This is a genomic window from Marinobacter koreensis (assembly GCF_023156285.1).
GTDB classification, from domain to species: Bacteria; Pseudomonadota; Gammaproteobacteria; order Pseudomonadales; family Oleiphilaceae; genus Marinobacter; species Marinobacter koreensis.
Map to the genome: position 1 here is coordinate 854357 of NZ_JAKZAJ010000001.1, position 19717 is coordinate 874073.

Here is a 19717-nt window from a genome sequence, read left to right on the forward strand (position 1 = left end):
ATGGAGAGTAACGCAGTGGCTGATATCATAACTCCGGACCTGTGCGACGAATTTCCGGAAGTGCAGGTGGTTGAGCCTGGCTTCAATAACTACGGTGGTATCAAGGCATTTGGCGGTGAGATTGTCACCGTCAAGTGCTTCGAAGACAATTCCGTCGTTAAGGAGCAGGTGGGACAGCCCGGAAACGGGCGGGTCATGGTGGTCGACGGCGGTGCGTCACGCCGTAACGCGCTTCTTGGGGATATGCTGGCTGAGAAGGCAGCCAGCAATGGCTGGGCAGGCCTGATTATTTACGGTTGCATCCGTGATGTCGACGAGATCGGCCAGACCCAGTTGGGCGTCCAGGCTCTGGGTACCATTCCCCGGAAGACCGAAAAGCGGGGTATCGGCGACCTGAATGTGCCGGTGACCTTCCATGGCGTCACCTTCTATCCGGGGCAGTACGTCTATGCGGATAATAACGGCATTGTGGTCTCTGAAAAGCCGTTGGTGTAACCGCACGGTCTGACGCGCTCTGACAAAAAGGCGGCCAACTGGCCGCCTTTTTTATTACCGGGTAACTTCGATGATATTCGTGCCGAGAAGGAATCCGTCCCCCTCCGGTTCGCAGCGAACCACCTCGCAAACAGCCTCCAGGGGTGGGAACTGATCGCTGGATGGCTTGAGAACCGTGTTCAGTTCCTCACCGATGGCGATCTGTTGCTGCACAAACAGTTGCATGCCGGTGGCGCTCAGGTCGCGACAGGTTCCGGAAATGGTGTTCCCGGAGCTGTCCGTGATCTCGATAGAGCTGTTCACCTGCATGCGGTGGAAGTCACGCTTTTCGGAATAGTCCTTCATCGTTTATGCCCAGTTGTCGGTTTTCCTTGTCGGTTTGAGCATCGGAATGATCAGGGCCAGGAGTACGCCACCGAAAACCAGTCCGGCTCCCAGAAGCATGAAGTCAGATTCTTTACTGGCTTCAAGCCGTTCCTTTTCAGCGGTGAGCACTTCCAGATCGTTTCGGAGCTTCTGGTTTTCCTGGCTCAACTCGCGGTTCCTACGGTCCAGATTAATGGAGTCTGCGGCCACTTTCTTGATCCGCGTGAGTTCCTTCTGGAGCTCCTGGGACCGGTCGGAGAGATTGGATTCAGCACTCTCGAGCTTGTCCCTCTCATCCGTTACCTTGGTCAGCTGTTCCTTGACCTGGGAGAGCTCGTTTCGGGTCTGCTCCAGCTGCCGGTTGGCCTGCTTCAGGCGATCCGCAGCAATGGGGGTATTGCTCAGATATTGGCTTGAAACCCAGCCCTCGGTGCCTTTGGGCGTCCGGACCTTGGTGAAACTGTCGCCCTCCTGGAGGACCTCCAGTGCGGTTCCGCTTGGCAATGCGTTCTCGATGATGCGGTATTGGGTTCCCGCTCCAGAACGCACCGGGAGGTAGAGCTTGTCGTCCACCCAGACTGTCCGGGCTTGCGCGGCTTGAATGCTGGTGATGATAAGTAACAGACCAATGAGCAGTCGAAAAGGCGTCACGGATTACGTTCCCTGCGTTTGACGATTAAAAGATGATCAGATTTTAAGGCCGCAATTTTGTCACAGATGACCGGCCAATCAAGCTGGCCACCATTACAATACGCTCATTCTCCAGAGGTCACGGCAAAACCAGCTTGAACGGCTTCACAGTGACGTTCTGATAAACTCCTGCTTCGACGTAGGGATCCTGGTCTGCCCAGGTCTGAGCCGACTCCAGGGAGTCGAACTCGGCAACCACCAGGCTACCAGTGAAGCCTGCTTCTCCGGGATCCGGAGAGTCAATCGCAGGGTGAGGGCCCGCAATCAGCAATCGCCCTTCCGCGTTGAGGGCCTCAAGGCGCTCAAGGTGTGCAGCCCGGGCGGTTTTGCGAAATGGCAGGCTGTTTTCAACGTCTTGGCTGATGATAGCGTAATACATCATAGTCTCCGATCAATGTGCGGGAGCCAGCCGGGGCCCACGGACAATACAGATTGAGGCGAGGCTGATAGACTGCAGTGAGCAAGCGCACACCGTCTAACAACCGATCCGGAATTTATCGTGACTATACCGCAAGCCCCGTCTTTGTGCATTGATCTGCATTGCCATAGTACCGCCTCGGATGGTGCTCTCTCGCCAGGCGAGCTGGTTGCCCGCGCCGGTGAGCGCGGTGTCAGTCACCTGGCGCTGACGGATCACGATACGCTGGGCGGCCTTGAAGAGGCCAGGGTGGCAGCCGCCGAAAGGTCCATGGTTCTGATCAATGGAATTGAGCTGTCCTGTCTCTGGAAGGGGCGCACGATTCACATTGTCGGTCTGGACTTTGATGCTGAGGATCCGGGGTTTCAGGCCTGCGTTCATCAGCAGACTGAGAACCGTTGGGCCAGGGCCGCAATGATTGAGGAGCGCCTCAGTCGGCTCAAGGTTTCAGGCTTGCTTGACCGGGCCACGGAGAAGGCTGGAGGGGAGGTCCCTGGTCGCCCGCACTTCGCCGAGGTTCTGGTTGATGCGGGTGTGGTGAGAAACCCCGCGCAGGCATTCAAACGATATCTCGGTGCGGGCAAGCCAGGCGATGTGCGTGCTTACTGGCCAGATCTCGAAGACGTCGTGCACTGGATTGTGGCGGCTGGTGGTATTGCTGTTTTGGCCCATCCGCGAAAGTACAAGCTGACGGCAACCAAGCTACGGGATCTCACGCGGGATTTCATGGCGGCGGGAGGACGCGGCATCGAGGTTGTAACCTCCGGCCAGTCCAGTGGTGATCTCGGTTTTCTCGCCGACTTGTGTTTCCAGAAAGGGCTATGGGCCTCCCAGGGAAGTGATTTCCATTTTCCCGGGGCACCCTGGTGTGAGCTGGGCCATATCATGAAAATGCCAGACCGGCTGGAGCCGGTCTGGCATCATTTCAGAACACCTGTTTCTCTGGAGCCCGGGCTGACTCAGTCCGGAGCGTGAAACAGGAGGTAGAGGTCGGTCACCGAGTCCGGAATGGCGTCCGCCATCTGACGTGACAGCTTTTCGCTGTTGCGGACTTTCTGGAAGTCCTCGTCATCGAACAGGCCGGAGAGCGTCAGCATCGGCACCAGCAGGTCTGCGGTCTCCTCTTCGCTGGCGGCTTCGACCCAGTCTTCCTCGTGTTCAAGGAAGGTATCGACAAAGCCGGCACACCAGTTCTCCAGTGCGTTCATCGGGTCGCCGTCTTCCGGCTCCGGGAGTTCCAGTGCCTGTCCCATGTCCAGAGAGTGGGCCAGCTCTTCCGCCAGTTTGGTGACGCAGCGCCCGAACACCTCCGGAATACCCTGGTCAGGCACCTGGTCGGTGCCTGTTGCCAGCCGGAAGATGGCTTGCGTATCCAGACCGACCGGCCCGACGACGCTGGCGCAGACAACCCCGTGCAGGCCAAAGAAATCCAGGGCATCATCGCCCCAGGGCTCCGCAAACAGAATGTCTTCCAGCGCTTCGATCTCGGTATTGGACAGCATTAATTAATTACTCCCAGCCTTTTTGGCTTCTTCCGCGGCACGTTGCCGACGGCGTACTTCTCTCGGATCATTGTAGGCCCGTCCGGGGGTGACCGGCAGGTCCAGCTCGGGTTTGCCGCTTTCACCCTGGATGATCCTGGGGGCCTCGGACGATTTGGGTTCCGGGGCCTTCTGTTCCTGGGCAGCTGGCGCAGTGGAAGGCTGCTGAGGCGCGGCGGCGGGCTCTTCCTTCGCCGGCTTCTCGTTAGCCTTCTCTGCGTTTGCTTGTCCAGACGATTGGGTCGATTCCTCAGGTTTGGAAGCCGGCTTCTTCTCTGCTTCTGTCACCTTGGCGGCTTTGCCAGTCTCGGACGAATCGGTCTTCGCCTTCGGCTTGGGTTCACCGGCCTCCGGCTCGACGGATTTCGCCTTGGCCGGTTCTTCCGTCGGCTTGCTGACCGGCTTGTCGCTGGCGTCGGCTGCCTTTTCGCCCGGCTTTTCCGCGGGCTTACGGCTTTCCTCCGATTTCATCGGCTGGTCGGACTTGGCTTCCTTCGGCTTCTCGGACCTGGGGGCTTCTGACCGGGGTGATTCACTCTTCTCCGGTGCCTTGTCCTGTTTGGCGGTTTCAGTGCTCGCCTTGTCGTCGGAAGCCCTCTGGGCCTTGTCCGACTCGGCAGTCTGTTCCTTGTTTGTTCCAGCCGCCTTATTCTCAGTGCGAGACTTGCTCTCCCCGGATTGCGACTCTTTGCCGGGCTCCGCCGTTACCGGAGCTTTCTGCTCGGTCTTTCCGGAATCCGGTTTGGAAGAAGGCTTCTTCGGTTCCGGTGCTTTAGCCTCGGCTGCGGGCGCCTTTTCCTGTTCCGGTGCTACCTCAGGCTGAGTGTCCTTCTGGTGCTTTTCGCTCCGGGCGGATTTCCGTTCCGCTGGCGTGGAAGAGGGTGCGTCGGCCGGAGAACCATCGCGGTTTCTCTGGCGACGGGGCTTGCGACGCTTGTCTTCCGAGCCGCTTGCTTTGCCACCCTGATCCTTCTGGTCCTTCTGGTCCTTCTGGTCCTTCTGGTCCTTCTGGTCTTTCTGGTTCGGGCCCTTCGCCTGTTGCTGGTCCCTGGTATCCTTCTGGTCCCGTGAGGGCTTGTTGCGGCCCTGGCCGCGACCCTTGTTGTCCTTCCGGTTATCGCTGCTCTTGTCCTGCGATTTGTCGGAAGAACCCTGGCGGCCCTGTGCATTGCGGTTCTGGTCATCGCCCCGGTTGCGACCGCGGTTCCGGCCACGATTGTCGTCGTTGCGAGACTGCTGCTGGCCGCCCTGGCGCCGATCAGCACCGCTGCGCTTGTCGCCGGAATTCTGATCGTCCCGGGCTACGCGGGATTTGCGGCGGTCCTGACGACCCTGGTTTCGGCGATCTTCCCGGGTAGGACGTTTGTTCTGGGCCTGTTGCTCGTTCTGCTCTTCCTCGCCATTGAAGAAGCAGGCGATCTTGCGGCCGAGGCGACGGAAAAGACCCTCCTCCTGGCCGCCGTTGCCAGCGTCCTCGGCTTTGGGCGCGGGTGCCGGAGCACTGGGGCGAATGGCTTTCACCGCGGCCTGCTCCCGGACCGGCTTATCGGCACTTGGCGCTTCAAAGATTTCCTCTTCGCGCACCGTGTATTCCTGGGCCACCTGATGGCTGGAAATATGTTCCGGCGTCGCTTCGTCCTGGCGCATCCGGATGATTTCGAAATGCGGCGTCTCCATGTGCGGAACCGGAACCACGACGACAGAGACACTCTGGCGGGCTTCGATGTCGGCGAGCTGCTTGCGCTTTTCATTCAGCAGGAAGGTCGCAACGGATACGGGGACAACGGCCCGAACTTCGCCGGTTTTTTCCTTGGATGACTCTTCATAGATCAGTCGCATGATGCTCAGGGCCAGCGACTCGATGCCCCGAATGGTGCCCTGACCTTCGCAGCGGGGGCAGACTTCGCTCCGGGTTTCGCCGAGGGAAGGCCGCAGGCGCTGACGTGACATTTCCAGCAGCCCGAACCGGGAGATCTTGCCGACCTGGACTCTTGCGCGATCCAGCTCGAGCGCTTCACGCATCTTCTGCTCAACTTCGCGCTGGTGCTTGGCCGGCGTCATGTCGATAAAGTCGATGACGATCAGGCCCCCCATATCCCGGAGCCGGAGCTGGCGGGCAATTTCCTCAGCCGCTTCCAGGTTGGTCTGCAGAGCGGTTTCTTCGATGTCATGACCCTTGGTGGCGCGGGAGGAGTTGATATCGATCGATACCAGCGCTTCGGTGGGGTCGATGACGATAGAGCCGCCGGACGGGAGTTTGACTTCCCGCTCGAAGGCGGTCTCGATCTGGCCTTCAATCTGGTAGCGGCTGAACAGCGGGATTTCGTCCTTGTACAGCTTGATCTTGTTCTCGAACGTCGGCATGACGGCCCGAACGAAGCTGAGTACGTCTTCGTAGACATTCTCGGCGTCGATCAGAACTTCACCGATGTCCTGACGGAGGTAGTCCCGGACCGCGCGGATGATGACATTGCTTTCCTGATGAATCAGGAACGGAGCCTTGCGTTCGCTGGCCGCCTGGGTAATGGCTTCCCAGAACTGAACGAGGTAGTCCAGGTCCCACTGGAGTTCTTCGGTGGTACGACCGATCCCCGCGGTACGAACAATGATGCCCATCGATTTGGGTACCTGAACATTGCTCATGGCTTCCTTGAGCTGAGCCCGTTCCTCACCCTCGATGCGGCGTGAGATACCACCGGCGCGGGCGTTGTTCGGCATCAGCACCAGGTATCGGCCAGCCAGGGAAATGAACGTGGTGAGGGCTGCACCCTTGTTACCCCGTTCCTCTTTGTCCACCTGAACGATGACTTCCTGGCCTTCGGCAACCACATCCTTGATGTTGATCTTGCCTTCGATCTGGCCGGGAGACTTCTTGAAGTATTCCTTGGAGATTTCTTTCAGCGGAAGGAAACCGTGACGCTCTGCGCCAAAATCGACAAAGGCGGCTTCCAGGCTGGGCTCAACGCGGGTGATACGACCCTTGTAGATGTTGGCCTTTTTCTGTTCGCGGGAGCTGGATTCGATGTCCAGATCAAACAGGCGCTGGCCGTCTACCAGGGCGACGCGCAACTCTTCGGGATGAGTTGCATTGATTAGCATTCTTTTCATGGAAAGAAAGGATTCCTGTCATTGGGTTTTGACAGAAAACCGGGGTGTTCGCATCAGCGAAGCAAAACGTGCGTGCCGCGGCCTGTTACATCGAAAGCAGCCGGCGGCCAGACCGAATCAGACCCTTATGGGGTGCGATTCCGTTGGATCGGTACCACCGCCGACGGTTCTCCTGCCTGCGGGCAGTGAAGTGTCGATTAGGGTAGGTATCTGTTGACGCATGTTGTCCAATATCTGGTTCACACAGGTGCCTGGGTCTCACGTCGTATTAGTCAGCTGGACGGCCCGGCCTTGCGTGGCATTGATTCTTCGCGATGTCGCCCGTCGGTTTTCCGTACGGTTTCTCTCTCCCGAGGCCTCAAACGGCACTCTTTCGGTCCGCTTCAGGGGATTATCGGGAGCTCTTCGGTGCCGAAACCCCAAAAGTTGTCGGGATGCCGGCGTTCAAACTCTCTGATAGTGTCGGTATACTTCTGCCGCTCCGGCTTCTGGCTTGAACCGGCCAGGCCGTAGACAAACGACAGAGCACGCCGGAATATAACAGTATTGGGATGGCTGTTCAATCCTCCAATCATCGCTGCCGACAAGGTATTTCATGTCACGCAAGTCCGTCGAGAGGCGACAATCGTCAAACCGGTCCCGATCAGATCGTTCGGCAAAGCAGCGGCGGGATGCTCCGCCGCCGTCCGTGCCTGCAGGTTCGGTGAAGCAGGGCGTTCAGTGGGTAACCGTCGACGAAGATAATGACGACCAGCGGATCGACAACTTTCTGATGGCGCGCCTGCGAGGTGTGCCCAAGAGTATTATCTACCGGATCATTCGCAAGGGCGAAGTGCGGGTGAACAAGGGGAGGGTGCGGCCGGACACCCGTCTCCATACGGGGGACCAGGTTCGCGTTCCGCCAGTGGTGCGCAAGGAAAAGCCGGAGTCTCCCCGGCCGGGCAGTCGCGTTCAGGGGGTGGTTGAAGCGGCTGTTGTCTTCGAAGACGATCAGGTACTGGTGGTGAACAAGCCCTCCGGGATTGCGGTCCATGGCGGCAGTGGTCTGAGCTTCGGCTTGATCGAAGTCCTTCGGGCGTCGCGCCCTGATAGTCGGTTTCTCGAGTTGGTGCATCGTCTTGATCGGGATACCTCCGGTCTGGTGATGGTGGCCAAGAAGCGCTCCGCCCTTCGATTCCTCCAGGATGAATTGCGGCACAAGCGAATCCGCAAGTGTTACCACGCGTTGGTGTCAGGTAACTGGCCGGATGAGATCGGGAGGGTCGAGCAGCCCCTTTTGCGGTACGAGATGCCCAATGGCGAGCGGCGAGTCCGGGTGGATGCCGCCGGTAAGGCATCGCTGACCACCTTTTCTTGTCTGAACCGGTACCAGGGGTATTCGCTGGTGGAGGCCTCTCCGGTGACTGGTCGGACCCACCAGATTCGGGTCCATGCCGCCTGGGCTGGTCATCCAATTGCGGGGGATGACAAGTATATGGACGATGCGAGTATGAAGGCTTTCCGTGCGCTGGGTGGGCAGCGCCTGATGTTGCATGCCAGGACGCTGGAGTTCCGTTTGCCCGGTACGGAGCGTTCGGTCAGACTCGAGGCGGCGTACGACGACGCGTTTGATTTTGTGCTCCGGACCCTGGAGTCGCGCAAAGCAGGACAGACAGTATGAATGTGAAAGTGGTGATTTTCGATTGGGATGGCACGCTTGTGGACTCCGTCGAGCACATTGCAGACAGCCTCCATCAGGCGGCAACGGATCTTGGGTATCCGGCCCTTGAGCGGGAAGCCTATCGGGACATTATCGGCCTGGGCATGGTCGAGGCGCTCGAGAAGCTCTATCCCGGTATTTCCCGGGAGGAGATGAAGTCGATTCGCGAAGGGTACGCCGGTTATTTTTTCAGCAAGGTGACCACGCCCCAGAACGTGTTTGCCGGCATGGCGGAGGTACTGTCCGACCTGCGGCAGTCGGGTCGCCGGTGCTCGGTGGCAACCGGCAAGAGTCGTCGGGGCCTGGAAGGAGCGCTGGATAGCAGCGGACTGGGCATCCACTTCGATATTACCCGTTGTGCGGACGAAACCCGTTCCAAGCCTGACCCCCTGATGTTGCGGGAAATCCTGGATTTTTACCGGGTTGACCCGTCCGAAGCGGTGATGATTGGTGATACCCGTTATGATCTCGATATGGCGCGGCGGATTGGTATGCCCTCTATCGGTGTCGAATGGGGTGTGCACAAGCGGGATGTGCTGGGCGACTACCAACCCCATGCGGTTGTGGAAACTGTCGCTGAACTTCGAGATGTGTTGGGTCTGTAACAGGGAGTTTTCATGAGCGATTGGGACGAAGGCAAGCCGCCCGCATGGGGTGATGAACCCGTGGAGCGCGAGGAAAAATCTTCCCGTGGTGCGGGTCGGGGGCCGGCCATACCACCTGAGAGTGGGCGGGACTGGAAGCTGATCGAGAAGCTTGTCATGTCACTGCAGGCGGAACAGCGCCGGAGCCGCCGATGGGGTATTTTTTTCAAGTTGCTGACATTCGGATACCTGTTCGCGCTGCTGTTCATGATCCGGACGCCATTGATGAGCGGTATTGAGGCTTCGGCGGGCGAGCATACCGCCGTGATTGATGTGACCGGTCCAATCGGTGCGGAAGAAATTGCCAGTGCGGACAACCTGATTGATTCGCTCAGGGCGGCCTTCGAGGACGAGGGGGCCAAGGCGGTACTGCTCAGGATCAACAGTCCCGGCGGCAGCCCGGTTCAGTCCGGCTACGTGTATGACGAGATCCGGCGTCTGCGTGAGCAATACCCGGAGAAAAAGCTGTATGCCGTTATCTCCGACATCGGTGCTTCCGGTGCCTATTACATCGCATCCGCCGCCGATGAGATCTACGCCAACCGGGCCAGTCTGGTGGGTTCGATCGGCGTTATTGCCGGTGGATTCGGGTTTACCGGCTTGATGGATAAATTGGGCATTGAGCGGCGCCTCTACACCGCGGGCAAGAACAAGGCATTCCTGGATTCATTCTCACCTGAGAAGCCGGAAGAGGTCGACTTCTGGAAGTCGGTCCTTGAAAACACCCACAAGCAGTTCATTTCGGCCGTGAAGGCTGGCAGGGGCGACCGGTTGGCAGACGATCCCCGGTTGTTCACCGGTCTGGTGTGGAGTGGTGACCAGGCAAAGGATCTCGGGCTGGTTGACGGGCTGGGCAGTGCCTCCTATGTGGCCCGGGAAGTAGTCGGTGCCGAGAAGTTGGTTGACTACAGTCATCGGAAGTCTGCCCTGGAAGATCTGGTCGGGCAGCTGGGCGTGGCTTTCGGTGAAAGTTTTGCCGGGCAGTTGCTGGAGTCAAGGCTCCAGCTCCACTGACGTTGGCTGGCTATGCTTCCATCAGTGGGTTCCGCCCCCAGTTGCGGAGCATCTCATTCAGTGCGATGAGCGGCAGGCCGATAAGGCTGTTGGGGTCGCGCCCCTCCAGCCGGTCAAACAGCGTGATGCCAAGTCCCTCCATCTTGAAGCTGCCGGCACAGTCGTAGGGCTGTTCATGCTTCAGGTACCGTTCGATTTCCTCCACCGTCAATTCCCGGAAATGGGCGGTGAACGGTTCGCAGGTGATTTGCCGGGTTCCGCTTGCCGCGTCCAGGAGGCAGAGCCCGGTCAGGAAAATCACCGACTGCCCGCTGCTCTGACGCAGCTGGCGTATCGCTGTCTCGTGGTTTTCGGGCTTGTTTAGCAGTGTGCCGTCTTCAAGTGAGGCGACCTGGTCGGATCCAATGATCCAGGCGTCGGGGTAAGTCGCGGCCAGCGCCGTCGCCTTGCTTTCCGCCAGACGACGGGCAAGTTGAATCGCAGTCTCGTTCGCCAGTGGTGTCTCGTCGATGTCCGGGCTGGCTGTCTCGAAGGGAATGCCGAGTTGTTGCAGTAGTCTCCTTCGGTAAGGGGAAGACGATGCCAGTACCAGGGGGATTGCCATTGCCAAGGTCCTTTTATGGTTGAATACACTTACCTTTATGCTAACGCGACTATAAATGCCAACGAAGTCTTTGACAGAGCGGGGGCGCAGCCCTAAAATTGCGCGCCTATGTCAAAAGCGTCGAACGCCGAATTGCCCAAGTCTGTCGATCCCTATCGGCTGGCGGAGCATAACACCACGCTGGAGGGATTCGTTCCACTCAGCGGGCTTTCCCGTTTCCGGGAAGCGGTCCTTGGTTTCGAGGACGGTGCTGGCTGTCAGGTGATACTGTCATTCAGCCAGGATAGCGAGCGCCGTCGAATTGTCTCCGGCAAGCTGGACGCAACGGTCAATCTCGAATGCCAGCGCTGCATGAGCCCGATGGCGGTCAGGTTAACCTCGGATTTTGTGCTCGGACTGGTCACGACAGACGAACAGGCGCAGCAGTTGCCACGGGATCTCGAACCCTTCCTGACGGAAGATTTCAGCGCGGATCTCTGGAGTATGGTGGAGGACGAGCTGTTGCTGGTATTGCCGCCTTTTCCACTGCATGGGCGAGACGAGTGTCCGGCCCGGGAAGACCTGGAGGCGTACGAGCCCGATGGCAGCCCGGTTGAGCAGGAATCACCGGCAAAAGAGAACCCGTTCAGCGTTCTGGCGGATCTCAAGAAGACAAAACATTAAGCGGTACGTGACGTTCCATTGAAAGTCAGCGTGCCAGGACGAACACACGTTTTCATTACGTTAACAGGTCAGGAGCAAAACCATGGCTGTACAGCAAAACCGAAAGACCCGTTCCAAGCGCGGTATGCGTCGCTCTCACGATGCGCTGAGCACCGCAGCTCTGTCTACCGATTCCACAACCGGCGAAGTTCATCGTCGTCACCACGTGTCTCCGGACGGTTTTTACCGTGGCAAGCAGGTAGTTGAGGCACGCGACGAGTAATTTCGGCGCAGACAGGCACCGCCCAGTGTCGCATGGAGATACGGTGAAATCGGTCACCATTGCCATTGACGCTATGAGCGGTGACCGCGGACCTGCGATTGTAGTGTCTGCGGCACTGCGGGCGGTGCGTGAAAACGAAGCCTTGAGCATCATTCTGGTGGGAATCCGGAGTGAGCTCGAGGCTTTGTTGTCTGAGGGGCATGATCGGCTTCGCATCGTGGAAGCGGCGGACGTGGTTCGCATGAACGAGCGTCCTTCCCATGCCCTTCGGCACAAGAAAAATTCCTCCATGGCTGTCGCGCTGGGTCTGGTGCGTGACGGTGAGGCCCAGGGGTGTGTCAGCGCCGGCAATACCGGGGCTCTGATGGCGTTCGGTCGAAGCATCATCCGGATGTACCCCGGCATCGAGCGGCCCGCCATTTCCAAGCTGATTCCGTCCCTTCGAGGCCGTTGCCACGTGCTGGACCTCGGGGCCAATGTGGACTCAACGGCCGAGAATCTCTACCAGTATGCGCTGATGGGGTCGCTGATGGCCTCGGCCATTTGCGATCAGACCGAGCCGAGAGTAGCGCTGCTCAACGTGGGCGAGGAAGAGATCAAGGGCAACGAGCAGGTCCGGTTGGCCTCTCATATGCTGGCCCAGTGTGAAACCATCAATTACATCGGTTACGTCGAGGGCAGTGACCTGTTCCGGGATGTGGCGGATGTTGTCGTGTGCGATGGTTTTGTCGGTAACATTGCCCTGAAGACCGGGGAGGGTGTCGCTGGCCTGCTCATCGAATTAATGGAACAGGCGTTCACCAGAAATCTGTACGGCCGTTTTGTCGGAATGCTTGCGCGTCCGATTATTGGCCGCCTTCTCCAGCTGATGGACCCGTCCCGCCACAACGGCGCCAGCCTTCTGGGGCTGCAGGGCGTTGTCATCAAGAGCCACGGCAATGCCAACGAGCGGGCGATGCTTGCGGCCATTCGTCAGGCTGTCACTGAAGTCGAGCTGGAAGTGCCTCGGCGAATCAACGAGCGTCTCGACGACCTCATGCTCTGAGCCTGAGACTAAAGTCTGTCGTCCTTCGGTCGGTTATTCGCGGATAATCGGCGAGAGTTGTACTATTGGCTAATCTCCCGAAACCCTTCAATGACGATAAGATTCGCCCTATGAAATCAGCATTTATTTTCCCCGGACAAGGGGCCCAATCGGTGGGGATGCTCAAAGACGCCGCCGAGACCTGGCCCATCATCAACAAAACGTTCGCTGAAGCGTCGAATGTGCTGGGTTATGACCTCTGGCATCTGTGCCAGAGCGGTCCAGCCGATGAACTCAACCAGACCACCGTAACCCAGCCCGCTCTGTTGACCGCCAGTGTTGCTTTGTGGCGGCAGTGGATGGTCGAAGGCGGTCGCGCACCCGATTTCGTCGCCGGTCACAGCCTGGGTGAGTACAGTGCACTGGTCGCGGCCGAAAGTCTCGATTTTATCGAGGCGGTCAAGCTGGTTCGCCTTCGTGGGGAGCTCATGCAGGATGCGGTGCCTGCCGGCGAGGGCAAGATGGCAGCGATTCTTGGGCTGGACGATTCGGACGTAATCGCCGCGTGCGAGGCTGCGGCTCAGGGCGAGGTCGTCTCCGCCGTGAACTTCAATGCCCCTGGCCAGGTGGTGATTGCCGGTGTTGCAGCTGCGGTGGATCGGGCAATCGAAGCCTGTAAGGAAGCCGGTGCGCGCAAGGCGATGCCGCTGCCGGTCAGTGTGCCGTCCCATTGTGCATTGATGAAAGGTGCTGCCGAAGAGTTGGCTGAGGCGCTGAACGAAGTTCGGTTTAACGATGCCGTCATCCCGGTGGTCCAGAATGTCCATGCGTCGGTCGAGACGTCGGCAGATGCACTCAAGGCCAATCTGCTCAAGCAGCTTTATTCGCCGGTGCTCTGGACAGATTCAGTCCGCACCCTGGTGTCAGAAGGCGTGGACGTGGCTGTCGAGTGCGGCACCGGTAAGGTCCTGGCGGGGCTGATCAAGCGAATCGAGCGTAGTCTGACCGTCTACGGAATTGAACAACCGGATGGATTGGCGAAGGCGATTGAAGCCGTTGGCCGGTCCTGAAGCGACGAAAGGAGTCTTTCATGTCATTGGAAGGTAAGGTGGCACTGGTTACCGGCGCTACCCGCGGAATTGGAAAGGCCATCGCGTTGGCCCTTGCTGAGCAGGGCGCCGAGGTTGTGGGAACAGCGACCAGCAGCGACGGTGCCGAAACAATCTCCCGGACACTGGCTGACGCCGGGTTGAAAGGCTACGGCATCGTGATGAACGTGGCAGATCCGGAAAGTATCGAGGCGGGGCTGAAACAGCTGACGGAAAAATCCGGTGCTCCGCTGATTCTGGTGAATAATGCCGGTATCACCCGCGATAACCTGCTCATGCGGTTGAAAGAAGATGACTGGTCATCGGTCATTGAAACCAACCTTTCCAGTGTTTATCGCACCAGCAAGGCGGTGTTGCGCGGTATGGCCAAGGCCAAGTGGGGCCGGGTGATCAATGTCAGCTCCGTGGTGGCGGGCATGGGCAACCCTGGTCAGGGCAATTATTGCGCCGCGAAGGCGGGTGTTGAAGGCTTTACCCGCAGCCTCGCCAAGGAAATGTCCAACCGCGGAATTACGGCCAATTGCGTCGCGCCGGGATTCATTGACACAGATATGACCAAAAAACTGGACGACAAGCAGCGTGAGGCTATGCTGGAAATCATACCCACGGGTCGTCTGGGTAAGCCGGAGGAAGTTGCGGCGGTGGTTGCCTTCCTGGCTTCGGATGCGGCCGGATACGTGACTGGGGAAACCATCCACGTGAACGGCGGAATGTACATGGGGTGAGCCCGATTCGGGGCTCGTGCGCAACGCCTTGTTGCGCAACATGTTTGAATGAGTCCCTGCTTGTTTGCAGGTAGGGTTTAATCTAAACTGGCAGCACTTGAGTTGCTTGGTTGACACACAAAGTGAGGACATTATGAGTACAGTTGAAGAGCGCGTGAAGAAGATCGTTTGTGAACAGTTGGGCGTTAAAGAGTCCGAAGTTCAGAACACATCTTCTTTTGTAGAGGATCTTGGCGCTGACTCACTGGACACTGTTGAGCTGGTTATGGCCCTGGAAGAGGAATTCGAAACCGAGATTCCTGACGAAGAAGCCGAGAAGCTGGGCACTGTTCAGGACGCGATCGACTACATCGTCGCGCACACCTGATACTCTGCGATTAAGTAAGCCAGGCAAAAAGCCGTCCTTGTGAAAGATCGAGGGACGGCTTTTTTATTGGCTGAAAATCAGGTTCAATCGGCAAGCTATCAATACAGACAAGGATCAGGTGCAAGGGGATATGACTAAGCGACGGGTTGTCATCACAGGCATGGGCATGCTCTCACCGGTGGGTAACGACGTGCAGGCTTCCTGGGCGGCGATCAAGGCCGGACGCAGCGGGATTGGCATGATCGATCGCTTCGACGCATCCGAGTACAACACCCGGATCGGCGGATCAGTGAAAGACCTGGATCTCAATGCCTACCTTTCTCCAAAAGATGCCCGAAAGCTGGACGCCTTTATCCAATATGGATTGATTGCGGCACAGGAAGCAGTTGAAGACAGTGGGCTGGATGATTACGAACCGTTGGATCGGGATCGTGTCGGTGTTGCGATCGGTTCCGGAATTGGCGGGCTGGAATTCATCGAGAAGAATGTCATCCAGATGGAGAAGTCCGGTCCCCGAAAGGTCTCTCCATTCTTTGTTCCTGCGTCGGTGATCAACATGGTCGCGGGCAATACAGCCATCCGGTTCGGTTATCGCGGGCCGAATATTTCGATTGTTACCGCCTGCACCACCGGAACGCACAACATCGGTTATGCCGCCCGGACCATCGCTTATGGTGATGCGGACGTAATGCTGGCCGGGGGCTCTGAAATGGCGACCACCCGGACGGGTGTCGCGGCTTTCTCGGCGGCGCGCGCGCTGTCGACAAGAAACGACGAACCGGAAAAGGCCAGCCGCCCGTGGGATCGTGACCGCGATGGCTTTGTGCTCAGCGATGGCGCCGGGGTGCTGGTCCTCGAGGATCTCGAGCACGCCAGGAAGCGCGGAGCAACCATCTACGGTGAAGTGATCGGATTCGGCATGAGTGACGATGCCCATCACATTACCGCTCCGCCTGAGGATGGCGAAGGTGCAGCCCGGTCAATGGCCAATGCTATCCGGGATGCCGGATTGGAGCCGTCGGAAATCGATTACATCAATGCTCATGGAACCTCTACCCAGGTTGGCGATGTTGCCGAGGTCAGTGCCGTCAAGCAGGTGTTTGGTGGTCATGCCTCCAAGCTGGCAATCAGTAGCACCAAATCAATGACCGGGCACCTGCTTGGTGCGGCGGGTGCCGTTGAGGCGATCTTCTCCGTGTTGGCCGTTCGGGATGGCGTGTTGCCACCCACCATCAACCTGGACAACCCCGATGAGGGTTGCGACCTGGACTTCGTCGCCAACCAGAGCCGTCAAGCCGACCTGCGGGTCGCCCTGTCAAACTCCTTCGGCTTTGGCGGCACCAACGGTACCCTGATCTTCCGACGTTACGAGAGCTGAGACAGTCGTGGCTCGGATTTTCTGGGCGGAGGAGGACGGCCTCCCGGCGGGCGACCGCGGAGCGGCCTATGGTGATGGTCTGTTCGAGACCATCCTGATGCGAGGGCAGCAAGGGGCCCTGGTCGCGCGCCATCTGGAGCGTATGGTCCGTGATGCCACACGACTGGGGATTCCCGTCACCCGCAGGCAACTTCAGGATGCCTATGCCCAGGCAGTGAACCGCTATGGTGATGCGTCCAGTGCGGCCCCATGGGTGCTCAAGCTGGTTTTGACGCGCGGTGCGGGTGGTCGTGGCTACCGCCCGGACCCGGGCATGGAACCGAATCTGCAGATCCAGGCGGCCCCGGCACCACCCCGGCCGTATCCAGACGGCGTAGACGTAGAGTTCTCTCGCGTACCGCTCACCGTGAATCCCTTGCTGGCCGGTATCAAGTCCCTGAATCGTCTGGAACAGGTCATGGCGGCGCGGGAAATCCAGGACGGTCTTTTCGAGGTGATCCAGTCCAACGCCCGGGGTGAGTTGGTCGAGGGCTCACGTACCAATCTTTTGTTAGCCACAGACGCTGGGTGGTTTTCTCCCCCTCGCGCCGATCTGGCGGTGGTGGGTGTGATGCGGCAATGGGTGCTTGAGCGCCTCCGGGCTCGTGGCGAGCAAGTCACAGAATCTCCGATTCTGCCGGAGCACGTTCTGGGTGACGGTTGCCGCGGCTTTTACCTTCTCAACAGCGTGCTCGGCGTCGTTTCGGTAGGTCGGCTGGCGGGTCAGGATTTGCCTGTCGACGGCGGACTTGCGACAATCTGCGATCCGCTCCAAACACTGGAATAAGTCGTTTGTTCAAGAAGTTTTTCATCGTCGTTGTTTGCGTTGGCGTGCTTGTGGTTGCAGGGACGGCACTCTGGGCGTCCCAGGGCCTGAAAACCCTGAAACAGCCTGTATCACTGGACGAGCCTGTTCTGTTCGATGTGCCTGCCGGATCGCCTTTCTCCCGGGTAGCCCGGAATCTCGAGGACCAGGGGCTGGTCGAAGACAGCCTGTGGCTGCGGCTATACGGTCGTCTGTTCCCCGAGCGTGCTCGAATCAAGGCCGGCGAATACGAGTTCACCTCCGGCATGTCGGCTCTTGATATGGTCGCTGCCATGGTGGATGGAAAGATCAAGCAGTGGAGTGTCCAGTTTATCGAGGGCTGGACGTTTCAGGATATGAGAGCCGCGCTGGCCAGCACCCATCGCCTGACGCAGAAGACTGCTGACTGGACCGATGAGCAGATCATGAAGGCTGTCGGAGCGGAGGGGGAGCACCCCGAAGGCCGGTTTTTCCCGGACACCTACCTGTTTACCAGCTACGAATCCGATCTGGACCTTCTTCAGCGGGCGTTTGATCGCATGAAGACGGTGTTGTCGGAGGAATGGTCGAATCGTGAGAAGGGGCTGCCCTACAAAACCCCCTATGACGCGCTGATCATGGCTTCCATTGTCGAGCGTGAAACCGGCGTACCGGAAGAGCGTAACGATGTCGCCGGCGTGTTTGTACGACGTCTCGAAAAGGGCATGCGGCTGCAGACCGATCCGACGGTCATCTACGGGATGGGAGAGCGCTACAAGGGGCGAATAAGCTCGAAGGACCTTCGTACCTATACCCCGTATAACACGTACCGAATCAACGGCCTGCCGCCAACGCCCATTGCTTTGCCGGGGCGGGAAGCGATCCACGCGGCGCTGCATCCGGGTGGCGGTAAGGCGCTGTACTTTGTCGCCAGGGGTGATGGGACGCACAAGTTTTCGGACACGCTCGCGGAGCACCAGAAGGCGGTTCGTGAATTCCAGTTGAATCGGCGGGACGACTACCGGTCGTCGCCATCAGCAACCAATAGCAGCGCAGAGGCTCAGGAGCAAAATCAGTGACCCGAGGCCGGTTCATTACGTTTGAGGGCTCCGAGGGGGTTGGTAAATCCACTCAGCTGGCCAATGCCGCCGAGATCCTTCGGGAGTTGGGCGTGGATGTCATTGTGACCCGCGAGCCAGGCGGAACGCCGATGGCAGAAGCCATTCGTGAGCTTCTGCTGGCACCCCGGGACGAGCCGGTTCACGAGTTGACGGAACTGTTGCTGATGTTTGCCGCGCGGGCGCAGCACCTGTACGGACAGATTCTGCCTGCACTGGAGCGTGGCCAATGGGTGCTGTGCGACCGGTTCACCGATGCGACCTTTGCCTATCAGGGCGGTGGTCGCGGCGTGTCCCGCGATCGGATTGCCCAGCTCGAATCGCTGGTGCAGGGCGATATCCGGCCTGATCATGTTGTTCTGCTGGATGCTCCGGTCGAGATCGGGATGGCGCGGGCCCGGCATCGTGGTGATCTCGATCGGTTTGAACAGGAAGTCACGGCGTTTTTTGAACGTATCCGCAACACCTACCTTGAGAGGGCGGCAGAAGCGCCGGACCGCTTTCACGTTGTTGACGCTTCAAGGCGTCTCTCAGAGGTTACGGACGACGTTTCGCAGATTGTCCGGGCTATTGCGGGGCGCGTGGATTGAAGCCTTTGCGGGATAATTAAGGCAGCAAGCGCCCGGTTCCGTGCACTTTTCATGCATATCTGCTTTAATTGAGTGACATTCTCAGTTAAGAACAACTGTCTCCATGCTGGATGCACGCTTACAGAAATTGCCCATTGCATCGCACCAACATCGTCACGAGCACCACCAGATTGTGGTCGGCGTGCAGGGCGAAGCGGAGCTCAGCGTAGACGGAAACGGTTCCCACCTGGATACCTGGAAGGCGTGCCTGGTGCCCACAGAGGCGCCTCACGATTACTGTGGCGACAACCAGAACCACGTCATGGTCATCAATCTTGACCCCTACATTCCTGCCCTCAACAGTCCGGCCCATGCCGATTACGACCGTCTTGCGCCCTTGTTTGAAAAAACGAGGACCCTGGATATGGATAGTCGTCTCCAGGGGCTGGTCCAGTTTGCCGCTGGAGAATTCGGCCGGTCTCCGGAGAACGATGCCATGAGGCGGCATCTGGCCGCCAGCATCCTGCACTGCATGGCCGACCGTATGACCGACCGGAGAGCCCGACTCCCGGCCCGCTACAGTGTCAATCCTGAGCTTGTACGACGTTATATTCTCAGGAACCTGCATCGAAAAATCACGGTTGAAGATATGGCCCGCGAGGCCTGTCTGAGTGTCAGCCGCTTTCACGAGGTTTTCAGAGAGGGCACCGGGATAACGCCCCATCAGTTTTTGCTGAAAACCCGCCTTGACAAGGCAACGCAACTGCTCACGTCTACCGCACTGTCCATAGCGGAAATCAGTTACCGAACCGGCTTTTCCTCCCAGAGTGCGTTGACCAATGCGTTGCGCAAGCACAACGGCACGACACCCTCGAAGCTGCAATCGGGTGCCTGTGTCGAGTGAATGTCGCGTTCAGCGAGCGGTGTCGTAGGATTCTGCAAAAGAATCGTAGGATTCTGTAAGTCTGAACTCCGTATTAATACTAATTTATATCAGTTGGGGGCCCGTAGAGAGCTCTTGCTCAAAGTTCGTGTCGCAATCATTGGCTAGTCAACTATAGTCAGTTAAGAGCGAACGGCGCTTTGCTCCAATCAGGATG

The 19717-nt window shown here is 58.6% G+C and carries 22 protein-coding genes; 16 read left to right on the top strand and 6 right to left on the bottom strand.

Translation table 11 applies throughout. The features are described 5' to 3' along the window. On the top strand, positions 1–495 hold the full coding sequence (gene rraA / locus MLD04_RS04115) for a ribonuclease E activity regulator RraA (protein WP_248155010.1): 495 nt from the start codon (positions 1–3) through the stop codon (positions 493–495). A 54-nt stretch (positions 496–549) separates the two neighbouring features. Here rraA and MLD04_RS04120 read toward each other — a convergent pair whose 3' ends face one another. The 3 genes from MLD04_RS04120 to MLD04_RS04130 all read right to left on the bottom strand — a co-directional run bounded on the left by MLD04_RS04120 (position 550) and on the right by MLD04_RS04130 (position 1930). Further along, entirely contained in the window at positions 550–840 is a 291-nt protein-coding gene (locus tag MLD04_RS04120; RefSeq protein WP_248155012.1) for a PilZ domain-containing protein, read from the bottom strand. Between the two features lie 3 nt (positions 841–843). Then, positions 844–1512, bottom strand: a complete 669-nt coding sequence (locus MLD04_RS04125) for a TIGR04211 family SH3 domain-containing protein (protein ID WP_248155014.1) — start codon at positions 1510–1512, stop codon at positions 844–846. A 118-nt stretch (positions 1513–1630) separates the two neighbouring features. Further along, positions 1631–1930 (bottom strand): YciI family protein, encoded by a 300-nt coding sequence (locus tag MLD04_RS04130; RefSeq protein ID WP_248155401.1) that lies wholly within the window; start codon positions 1928–1930, stop codon positions 1631–1633. Between the two features lie 120 nt (positions 1931–2050). Here MLD04_RS04130 and MLD04_RS04135 point away from each other — a divergent pair, with 120 nt between their 5' ends. Next, positions 2051–2944 carry a PHP domain-containing protein gene (locus tag MLD04_RS04135; RefSeq protein ID WP_248155016.1) on the top strand — a complete coding sequence of 298 codons (894 nt, stop codon included), beginning with the start codon at positions 2051–2053 and terminating at the stop codon, positions 2942–2944. On the opposite strand, the gene MLD04_RS04140 is transcribed toward MLD04_RS04135, so the two are convergent. Both MLD04_RS04140 and rne read right to left on the bottom strand, forming a co-directional pair. Next, complete coding sequence (locus tag MLD04_RS04140; protein WP_248155018.1) at positions 2929–3471, bottom strand: YecA/YgfB family protein; 543 nt, start codon at positions 3469–3471, stop codon at positions 2929–2931. The genes MLD04_RS04135 and MLD04_RS04140 overlap by 16 nt on opposite strands. A 3-nt stretch (positions 3472–3474) precedes the next feature. After that, positions 3475–6618, bottom strand: a complete 3144-nt coding sequence (gene rne, locus MLD04_RS04145) for a ribonuclease E (RefSeq protein WP_248155020.1) — start codon at positions 6616–6618, stop codon at positions 3475–3477. Between the two features lie 595 nt (positions 6619–7213). Between rne and rluC the strand changes: the two genes are divergently transcribed. The 3 genes from rluC to MLD04_RS04160 are packed head-to-tail and all read left to right on the top strand — an operon-like array spanning position 7214 to position 9975. Beyond that, positions 7214–8278, top strand: coding sequence for a 23S rRNA pseudouridine(955/2504/2580) synthase RluC (gene rluC / locus MLD04_RS04150; protein ID WP_248155022.1), 1065 nt, complete (start codon positions 7214–7216; stop codon positions 8276–8278). Beyond that, complete coding sequence (locus tag MLD04_RS04155; RefSeq protein WP_248155024.1) at positions 8275–8922, top strand: HAD family hydrolase; 648 nt, start codon at positions 8275–8277, stop codon at positions 8920–8922. Before rluC ends, MLD04_RS04155 begins: the two co-directional genes overlap by 4 nt. A 12-nt stretch (positions 8923–8934) precedes the next feature. Next, positions 8935–9975 carry a S49 family peptidase gene (locus MLD04_RS04160; RefSeq protein ID WP_248155026.1) on the top strand — a complete coding sequence of 347 codons (1041 nt, stop codon included), beginning with the start codon at positions 8935–8937 and terminating at the stop codon, positions 9973–9975. Between the two features lie 10 nt (positions 9976–9985). Here the strand turns inward: MLD04_RS04160 and MLD04_RS04165 are convergent, their stop codons facing one another. Further along, positions 9986–10579, bottom strand: coding sequence for a Maf family protein (locus MLD04_RS04165; RefSeq protein WP_282451720.1), 594 nt, complete (start codon positions 10577–10579; stop codon positions 9986–9988). A gap of 108 nt (positions 10580–10687) precedes the next feature. On the opposite strand from MLD04_RS04165, the gene MLD04_RS04170 reads away from it, so the two are divergent. The 11 genes from MLD04_RS04170 to MLD04_RS04220 all read left to right on the top strand — a co-directional run bounded on the left by MLD04_RS04170 (position 10688) and on the right by MLD04_RS04220 (position 19521). Continuing rightward, entirely contained in the window at positions 10688–11242 is a 555-nt protein-coding gene (locus tag MLD04_RS04170) for a YceD family protein (RefSeq protein ID WP_248155028.1), read from the top strand. A gap of 82 nt (positions 11243–11324) precedes the next feature. Further along, entirely contained in the window at positions 11325–11504 is a 180-nt protein-coding gene (gene rpmF, locus MLD04_RS04175) for a 50S ribosomal protein L32 (RefSeq protein WP_008938717.1), read from the top strand. 43 nt (positions 11505–11547) lie between these two features. Then, on the top strand, positions 11548–12549 hold the full coding sequence (gene plsX / locus MLD04_RS04180) for a phosphate acyltransferase PlsX (RefSeq protein WP_345799602.1): 1002 nt from the start codon (positions 11548–11550) through the stop codon (positions 12547–12549). 110 nt (positions 12550–12659) lie between these two features. Beyond that, a complete protein-coding gene (gene fabD / locus MLD04_RS04185; protein ID WP_248155030.1) occupies positions 12660–13598 on the top strand; it encodes an ACP S-malonyltransferase in 939 nt (312 codons plus the stop codon). Between the two features lie 20 nt (positions 13599–13618). Further along, positions 13619–14362 (top strand): 3-oxoacyl-ACP reductase FabG, encoded by a 744-nt coding sequence (gene fabG / locus MLD04_RS04190; protein WP_248155032.1) that lies wholly within the window; start codon positions 13619–13621, stop codon positions 14360–14362. 133 nt (positions 14363–14495) lie between these two features. Next, on the top strand, positions 14496–14729 hold the full coding sequence (gene acpP, locus MLD04_RS04195) for an acyl carrier protein (protein ID WP_008938713.1): 234 nt from the start codon (positions 14496–14498) through the stop codon (positions 14727–14729). A 130-nt stretch (positions 14730–14859) separates the two neighbouring features. After that, positions 14860–16107, top strand: a complete 1248-nt coding sequence (gene fabF, locus MLD04_RS04200; RefSeq protein ID WP_248155034.1) for a beta-ketoacyl-ACP synthase II — start codon at positions 14860–14862, stop codon at positions 16105–16107. Between the two features lie 7 nt (positions 16108–16114). Next, entirely contained in the window at positions 16115–16933 is an 819-nt protein-coding gene (locus tag MLD04_RS04205; protein WP_248155036.1) for an aminotransferase class IV, read from the top strand. Between the two features lie 5 nt (positions 16934–16938). Then, on the top strand, positions 16939–18009 hold the full coding sequence (mltG, locus tag MLD04_RS04210) for an endolytic transglycosylase MltG (protein ID WP_248155038.1): 1071 nt from the start codon (positions 16939–16941) through the stop codon (positions 18007–18009). Continuing rightward, complete coding sequence (tmk, locus tag MLD04_RS04215; protein WP_248155040.1) at positions 18006–18638, top strand: dTMP kinase; 633 nt, start codon at positions 18006–18008, stop codon at positions 18636–18638. Before mltG ends, tmk begins: the two co-directional genes overlap by 4 nt. A 103-nt stretch (positions 18639–18741) precedes the next feature. Beyond that, positions 18742–19521 (top strand): helix-turn-helix domain-containing protein, encoded by a 780-nt coding sequence (locus tag MLD04_RS04220; protein ID WP_248155042.1) that lies wholly within the window; start codon positions 18742–18744, stop codon positions 19519–19521. Positions 19522–19717: the final 196 nt, after the last annotated feature.